Origin of the sequence: Pseudoalteromonas sp. SR45-5, assembly GCF_014163565.1 — a bacterium.
In the GTDB taxonomy this organism is placed as follows: domain Bacteria; phylum Pseudomonadota; class Gammaproteobacteria; order Enterobacterales; family Alteromonadaceae; genus Pseudoalteromonas; species Pseudoalteromonas distincta.
Genome location: NZ_JACJDN010000199.1, coordinates 1 through 6,347 on the forward strand (window position 1 = coordinate 1; position 6,347 = coordinate 6,347).

6 protein-coding genes are annotated in these 6,347 nt (G+C 39.6%); 5 read left to right on the forward strand and 1 reads right to left on the reverse strand.

What is annotated here, in order from left to right; genetic code table 11:
- The 5 genes from lepB to pdxJ all read left to right on the forward strand — a co-directional run.
- Positions 1-344, forward strand: a 344-nt coding sequence (gene lepB / locus H5072_RS09265; RefSeq protein ID WP_182693352.1) for a signal peptidase I, incomplete at its 5' end; no start/stop codon positions are given.
- Positions 345-346: 2 nt separating this feature from the next.
- A complete protein-coding gene (rnc, locus tag H5072_RS09270) occupies positions 347-1,024 on the forward strand; it encodes a ribonuclease III (protein ID WP_002958715.1) in 678 nt (225 codons plus the stop codon).
- Complete coding sequence (gene era / locus H5072_RS09275) at positions 1,014-1,946, forward strand: GTPase Era (protein WP_182693353.1); 933 nt, start codon at positions 1,014-1,016, stop codon at positions 1,944-1,946. Before rnc ends, era begins: the two co-directional genes overlap by 11 nt.
- A 20-nt stretch (positions 1,947-1,966) precedes the next feature.
- Entirely contained in the window at positions 1,967-2,659 is a 693-nt protein-coding gene (gene recO, locus H5072_RS09280) for a DNA repair protein RecO (protein ID WP_149593689.1), read from the forward strand.
- A 22-nt stretch (positions 2,660-2,681) separates the two neighbouring features.
- Positions 2,682-3,413, forward strand: a complete 732-nt coding sequence (gene pdxJ / locus H5072_RS09285) for a pyridoxine 5'-phosphate synthase (protein ID WP_182693354.1) — start codon at positions 2,682-2,684, stop codon at positions 3,411-3,413.
- Positions 3,414-3,494: 81 nt separating this feature from the next.
- Here pdxJ and barA read toward each other — a convergent pair whose 3' ends face one another.
- Positions 3,495-6,269 (reverse strand): two-component sensor histidine kinase BarA, encoded by a 2,775-nt coding sequence (barA, locus tag H5072_RS09290; protein ID WP_182693355.1) that lies wholly within the window; start codon positions 6,267-6,269, stop codon positions 3,495-3,497.
- Positions 6,270-6,347 lie beyond the last annotated feature (78 nt).

The following is a 6,347-nucleotide window of genomic DNA, read 5'->3' on the forward strand; positions in this document are numbered from 1 at the left end:
AACAAGGCCCAATGCCTCTAGCTCGTGTAAATGAAAATTTAACAACAGTTACGCATGATATATTAATCAACCCACAAGCGCCTGAGAGAAAAGGGCGTTACTACCAGCAACCGGGCACGCCTTCTGATGAATGGACTGTTCCTGCTGATCATTATTTTATGATGGGTGATAACCGCGACAACAGCCAAGATGGTCGCTTTTGGGGCTTTGTACCAAAAGAAAACTTGGTGGGTAAAGCTGTCTTTATATGGATGAGTTTTGAATTTGAGAATGGCCCTGATGATATTTTACCAGGATGGGTTCCAACTGGTGTTCGCTTTGAGCGCCTAGGTAATATTCAGTAACGATGAAAAAAAATGTAACAGAATTATATAAAAAAATTGGCTATGAATTTGCCGATCAAGGTTTACTTGAGCAAGCAATGACGCACCGCAGCCACAAAGGCCAGCATAATGAGCGACTAGAATTTTTAGGCGACTCTATTTTAAGCTTTGTGATTGCCAATGCACTTTATGCCAAATTTCCTAAAGCGCGTGAAGGCGATTTAAGCCGCATGCGCTCAACGCTTGTGCGTGGTCAAACACTTGCCGAGTTTGGTCTTGAATTTGGCCTAGGCGATTATTTACGCTTAGGGCCGGGCGAGCTTAAAAGTGGCGGATTCCGTCGCGAGTCAACGCTTGCTGATGCAGTAGAAGCTATTATTGGCGCTGCATTTTTAGATTCAGGTATTGATAGCTGTGGCGATCTTATATTGTCATGGTACGAATCACGATTAGATGCTATTTCACCAGGGCTTAACCAAAAAGATCCGAAGACCCTGCTGCAAGAGTATTTACAAGCCCGTAAATTATCTTTACCGGGTTACACTGTGGTTGATACCAAAGGCCAAGCACACAATCAAACATTCACGGTCGAATGTATTGTTGATGGAATGGATAGCATAATTTCTGTAGGTAGCTCGCGCCGTAAAGCCGAACAAAAAGCTGCTGAAAAAGCATTGAAGATACTTAAAAATGAACCTTGATACCCTAATACAGCCTCATGAAGGTGATGTAGATACGTTTTGTGGAATGGTTGCTATTGTAGGGCGCCCAAACGTAGGTAAGTCGACTTTGCTTAATGAAATTATTGAGCAAAAAGTGAGTATTACCTCACGTAAACCACAAACCACGCGTCATCGTATTATGGGTATTCATACCGAAGGTAAACACCAAGCGGTATACATAGATACACCAGGTCTACACGTTGAAGAAAAACGTGCGATTAACCGTTTAATGAACCGTGCCGCGTCTAGTTCTATCGGCGATGTTGAGCTTATTATTTTTGTAGTTGAGGGCACTCATTGGAATGCCGATGACGACATGGTACTTAATAAAGTATCGCAAAGTGGTAAGCCGGTATTATTGGTTATTAATAAAATAGACCAAGTTAAAGACCGTGACCTTGTGTTGCCTCATATGAAGTGGTTAAGTGACAAATTTGATTTTGTTGGAATTATGCCAGTATCGGCAACGCAAGGTAAAAATGTTGATTTAATCAAAGCAGAAGTAACTAAACGCTTACCTCCTTGCGAATTTTACTTTCCGGAAGATTATGTAACTGACCGTTCAATGCGCTTTATGGCAGCTGAAGTAATTCGTGAAAAACTAATGCGTTTTATGGGCGAAGAATTGCCGTATTCTGTAACTGTTGAAATTGAGCAGTTTAAATGGCAAGACAACCGTATTTGGCATATCAACGGGTTGATTCTTGTTGAGCGCGAAACACAAAAACGCATGGTTATTGGTAATAAAGGCGAAAAGCTAAAAACCATTGGTCGTGAAGCCCGTAAAGACATAGAAGAAATGCTTGATAACAAAGTATTCTTAGAGCTTTGGGTTAAAGTTAAGTCGGGTTGGGCTGACGATGAACGTGCACTAAGAAGCTTAGGTTACAGTGAAGACTAGACCAAGCAGTAGCTTAGTGAATGGATAGCGACTTCTACACCGCGTATTTATTACATCGGCGTCCTTATAGTGACTCCCAAGTAATGTTAGATATGCTTGTAGAAGGCGTTGGTCAGTTAAGAATGCTGGCCCGAATTAGTGGTCGCCAGGCCACTAAACATAAAGCACAACTTCAGCCGTTTCAGGCACTGCTTGTTAATTACAGTGGCAAGTACGATTTAAAATATATCAATAAGTTTGAACTGCATGGGAACTCGCACTTTTTAAAAGGTGATGAGCTTTATTGTGGTTTTTATTTAAATGAGCTTACTAATCGTATCGTTCCTGTTAACGAGCCAATTGAACAAGTATTTGAGCTATATAAAACTCATCTATCAAACCTAAACAGCGGGGCCAATTTACAAGAAGTGCTTCGCTCATACGAGTTTCAACTATTGGAATTACTCGGTTATGGCGTGGATTTTAGTTTTGACGCCAGTGGTGAACCAATAGATGAAAAGCAGACGTATAGTTATTTCCCCGAACTTGGTTTTTTAGTACAAGAAGATACACGTTCTGGATTTAGTGGCAAACAACTCAACGCCATAGCAAATCATGACTTTAGCCAAAGTGATGTGCTATATATGGCAAAGCAATTAAGTCGCTATTTATTAAAACCCTTATTAGGTAGTAAACCATTAAAAAGCCGCGAGCTATTTATGGCCTCTCAATAAACGTAATTTTACAGGTAAGAAAATGAAAGATATTCTTTTGGGTGTAAACGTAGATCATATTGCAACACTTCGCCAAGCGCGTGGAACAAGCTATCCTGATCCAGCTCATGCAGCCAGTGTAGCAGAGCATGCAGGCGCAGACGGTATTACGATTCACTTACGTGAAGACAGACGCCATATTCAAGAACGCGACGTTTATGTAATGGCTAAAACCATTCAAACTCGTATGAATCTTGAAACCGCTGTTACCGATGAAATGATAAAAATCGCGCTTGAAGTAAAACCTGAGTACGTGTGTTTAGTACCTGAAAAGCGCGAAGAATTAACAACCGAAGGTGGCTTAGACGTAGCCGGTAATATAGATAAAATTAAAGCAGCAACAAAAACGCTTACCGAAGCGGGTATTAAAGTATCGCTATTTATTGATGCAGATAAAGCACAGTTAGATGCAGCCAAAGAATGTGGTGCTCCTTATGTAGAAATACACACAGGCGCGTACGCTGATGCCACAAATGATACTGATTTACACAAAGAGTTAGAGCACATTCGTGAAGGTGTTAAATACGCAGCAAGCTTAGGTTTGATTGTTAACGCTGGCCATGGTCTTCATTATCATAACGTGAAACCAATCGCTGCAATGCCTGAGATTTATGAGCTAAATATTGGTCACGCTATTATTGCTCGTGCAGCGATAGATGGGCTCGATAAAGCCGTACGCGACATGAAACGATTAATGATTGAAGCAAGAATGTAAGATAAGCAAACATAAGTATTTAAAAAGCTTAATAAAAAAACGCGGTAAATACCGCGTTTTTTTGTATCTAAAATTCAAAGCTTATCTTTGCAGTTCGGTCACACTTGCATCTGCAAGTAGGTTTTCAAGCTCATCTTGTAACTCAAATAATTCAGGTTCAATATTCTCTAACAAGCATTTATTTTTAAGCGATGTTTCGATTGTTTCTGCGAGTGATTTAAGTTTTGGTACACCAGTGTAACAACATGCACCATGAAATTTATGAACAATACTTAACACTTGCTGGCAATCGTTACTCTCTATTGCTTTAGCAAGTAATGTAAGGGTCTCAGGGACACTTAAAAGTAGCATGTTAAGCATCTCTAGCGCTAACTCGCTCTTTCCGCCAGCACGCTGCAGGGCTTGTGCCCAATCAATTCGACTACTTTGAAATGGTGCAGGACTTTGTGGTATATCTATTTTAGCTTTGTCACGATTAACAGGAGTCTGTGGACTATGGTCGCTAATAATTTGTTTAAGCATATCTTCATCAATAGGCTTAGTTAAATAGCCTTTAAAGCCATCTTTTAGTAGTTGCTCTTTTTCGCTTTGAAGGGCGTGTGCCGTTACAGCGATAATGGGTGTGTCTTCATTAAGTGATGATTCTTGTATAAGCTTACATGCGGTTATACCGTCCATAATTGGCATTTGTATATCCATAAAAATTATGTCGTATTTATGACTTTTACTTAAACTGTATGCCTGTGAACCATTATGAGCCGTTTCTATTACTTCAATCTGTTCACTTAACAAAGTATGGAGAAGTTTTAAATTAGCATCGTTATCATCAACAACCAATACTTTTAACGGCAGTAGAGCTTGATCGTTTTGTTCAATATTATGAGTCGGGTGGTCAAGTCTGTAAGGTGCTGCAAGTACTTCACATAACTTACGGTGATTAAGTGGCTTACTTAAACATGCATCAGCTCCGCTGCCTATAAAGGCTTCTCGCATATTGTGCGATACAGTATTAAGCATTAAATATAAGTAATCAGTAGATTCACGCACGGCTTTTACATAGCTTTTTAGTTGCTGCATATCATCAACTGATGCCATATGGCCAATTAAGCAAACGTCATATTTATGTTCAGTATTTTTTATAGCGTCTAAAAAGCTAGTTTCGTTAAAGCATGCCGTAACGTTTGATTCCCACTGGGTTAATAACGAAAGTACGGCATGGTGCGTATGCTCATGTGGCTCTAAATATAAGATACGCTTACCAATGAGCGATTTAGTCGGTAAGTCATTTGTAAATACGTGATTTGGCAAACTAAACACACTATTGAATGTAAAGCAGGTACCGTTACCAGGCGCAGAATTTAACGTTATACGACCACTCATTGCTTCAACAATATGCTTGGTAATAATAAGACCAAGGCCTGTACCACCAAACTTACGTGTAATGCTTGAGTCTGCTTGCCCAAATGGAGTGAATAAAGAGTCTTGCTTATCCATAGGTATACCCACGCCAGTATCTGTTACTGACACAAGTAAAGAAGTGCGTTCGTCGTCGAGTAACCGATGGCTTATGTCGACCTTAATAGAGCCTTTTTCGGTAAATTTAATCGCATTACTTAACAGGTTTATTAAGACTTGTTTAAAGCGAGTGGGATCGCCTGTTAAGTCATCCGGTACTTGTTGGTTAATGTAAATGGATAGCTCTAATTGCTTATCGTGTGCGCTAGGAGCGAGTAGCGTCATCACTTCATTTACAGCATCACGAAGTTGAAACTGAATCGACTCAAGTTCCATTGCACCCGCTTCTAGTTTGGAGAAGTCTAGAATGTCGCTAATAATAGTCATTAAACTATTTGCTGATAGCATAATAGTGTCGAGGTAATCTTTTTGATGTTTATTCAGCGGTGTTTTATAAAGCTGGCGTGTAAATCCAATAACACCGTTTAACGGAGTACGAAGCTCGTGGCTCATTTTAGCTAAAAAGTCTGATTTTACACGGTTAGCATCTTGAGCTTCTTTTTTTGCAAACGAGAGCTCTATATTTGACGTTTCGTATTGCTCTAGTGTTTCGCGGTAGTCGCTTGTTGCTTGATCAATATTTTTTTGCATTTCATCTTTTTGCATCACCATAGTGTGAGCAATGGTGTTTAAGCCTTCGCGAAGTAACTCAAACTCACCAATCATGTTGTCGTTAAGGCCAGTACTTCTTTTACCTTCAACCAACTTGTCGGTTGCAAGTACTAACTTATTAAGCGGCGTCATAAACATGCGGCTTAACCTTAAAGCTAAAATAGCTGCAAACACCAATGATAAAATAATCACAATACCGCTAATTAATAAAGCTCGTTGTTGCCCTATAACAGCTTGGTCTTTGTTTAGCTGTATAATAACGGTGCCCAGGGATGACTGAAAAGCCGACGGGTCCCATTTAGAATCGTGACTTGTATGGTTAATAATGGGGGTGAAAAATGTAACAAGCTCATCTGACTTTTGCACATGGGTGGTTTTTAAATTTATGAGCGTTTTTTGATTAATTAACTTTTCAAATGAGCGGTGATAATTACTGGTCATTAATAGCGCATTATTTTTATCAAAAATTGCAATCGACTTAATTGTAGGAGAGTGCTTGTTATGTGTGTAGCTTATAAGGCGATTCAATAGCTGTTTGTTTTTTTCGAGCATGGGTTGCTCAAGCGCAATAGCAAGGGGCTCAGAAATAGTAGTGCCTTGCTGATATAAAATTTCATCAAGCTCAATGTAACGATTTATTGTAAAATAGCCACCAAGTAGTAATCCTATGATCACCGTTGGGATCAGGGTCAGTGTTAAAACAGAATCGCGTAAGCCTAATTTGGTCATAATGAGAGCGTTTTATCGTTATTAGTATGACTTGAGTATATACGGTTCAACACGCATTCTAAAGCATCTAAATATAGG